Below are 1494 nucleotides of genomic sequence, written 5' to 3'. Positions count from 1 at the left end.
GCCCGGCACACCGCCTCAGAACCGCGCACCCGTTTCGGAAGACCAGCGCTCTGCATCCCGCGTCGAGAAAGCGCCCCCCGCCGACAGGGAAGAGCCGCAAATGCCCAGGGTCGAGGCGGACCTCTGGGCAGCGCCGCGTGCGCGCACGGAGCCGGAAGTTCCGACCCGGGAGCCGGCGCGGACGGACCACGCCGGGAAAGGCGGCACCGACGAGACGGTTCCCGCCCCCGCCGTGCCGGACGAAACGCCCGCTCCCCACCGCCGGTCAGAGGCTTCCATCGAAGACGAGATGAGCCGGCTGCTCGACGACCTGTCCGAGGAGCGCGACAAGAAGGCCTGAGCGTCGCCTACTTCGCCTTGTCGCCCGCAAGCTTTTCCCGCAGCAACTTTCCCCGCCCCTCGCGCGTGACCTGGCGGGCGCGGCCGAAGGCCAGCGCGTCCTCCGGCACGTCGTGCGTGATCACGCTTCCGGAAGCGACATAGGCGCCGGCGCTGATCGAGACCGGCGCGACGAGGGAGGAATTGGTGCCGATGAAGGCGCCCGCCCCGATCTCAGTGCGATGCTTGTTGAAGCCGTCATAGTTGCAGGTGATGGTGCCGGCGCCGATATTCGCGCCCGCGCCGACGGAGGCGTCGCCGACATAGGAAAGATGCGGCACCTTGGCCCCCTCGCCGATGCGCGCCTTCTTCACCTCGCAGAAATTGCCGATCTTGGCCTTCTCCATAATTTCCGCGCCGGGCCGCAGCCGCGCGAAGGGACCGACCGTCGCGCCTTCCTCGACGCGCGCGCCTTCCAGATGCGAAAAGGCATGGATGCGCACATCGGAGGCGACCTCGACGCCGGGTCCGAACCAGACATTCGGCTCGATTACCGTATCGGCGCCGATCTGCGTGTCATGGGAAAAGAAAACGGTCTCGGGGGCAATCAGCGTCACGCCCGACAGCATCATCGCGCGCCGCGTCCGCGCCTGCCAGATCGCCTCGGCCTCGGCGAGCTGGGCACGGTCGTTGACGCCGTGGGCGCTTTCATGGCTCGTCTCGATGGCAACGACCGAAAGCCCGCGGCCGTTGGCGATCTCGACGACGTCGGTCAGGTAGTACTCGCTCTGGGCGTTGTCGTTGCCGATCAATTCCAGCAAGTCGAGCGCCCGCCGCCCGGAAAGCGCCATCAGGCCGCTGTTGCAGAAGCCGATTCGCCGTTCCGCCTCCGAGCAGTCCTTCTCCTCGCGGATCGCGACGAGCTGGCCACCGTTTTCGATCAGCCGTCCATAGCCGGCGGGTACGGGTGGGCGGAACCCGACCACGACCACGTCCGCATCCCCCACCAGCTTCGAACGCGCTTCCAAAAGCACCTCCGGCTCCAGCAGCGGATGGTCGCCGAACAGCACCAGTACATCGTCATAACCGCGGGCGAGCGCAGCGCGCGCGGCGAGCACGGCGTGGGCGGTACCCAGCCGCTCGCGCTGGACGTGCACTTCCGGCTTCACGCTGCCG

General features: G+C 68.1%; 1 protein-coding gene and 1 pseudogene. One reads left to right on the top strand and one right to left on the bottom strand.

Going from position 1 to position 1494, the window contains the following annotated elements; genetic code table 11:
* Nucleotides 1-340 (top strand): annotated as a pseudogene (locus ACFP9U_RS24985) (hypothetical protein); the annotation flags it as partial.
* Between the two features lie 7 nt (nucleotides 341-347).
* Here ACFP9U_RS24985 and glmU read toward each other — a convergent pair.
* Nucleotides 348-1494 (bottom strand): bifunctional UDP-N-acetylglucosamine diphosphorylase/glucosamine-1-phosphate N-acetyltransferase GlmU (gene glmU / locus ACFP9U_RS24980; protein WP_378625575.1); only part of this gene is annotated, 1147 nt, incomplete at its 5' end.

Origin of the sequence: Nitratireductor sp. GCM10026969, assembly GCF_042660605.1 — a bacterium.
GTDB lineage: Bacteria > Pseudomonadota > Alphaproteobacteria > Rhizobiales > Rhizobiaceae > Chelativorans.
This window is presented reverse-complemented; position numbering and strand designations above follow the sequence as displayed.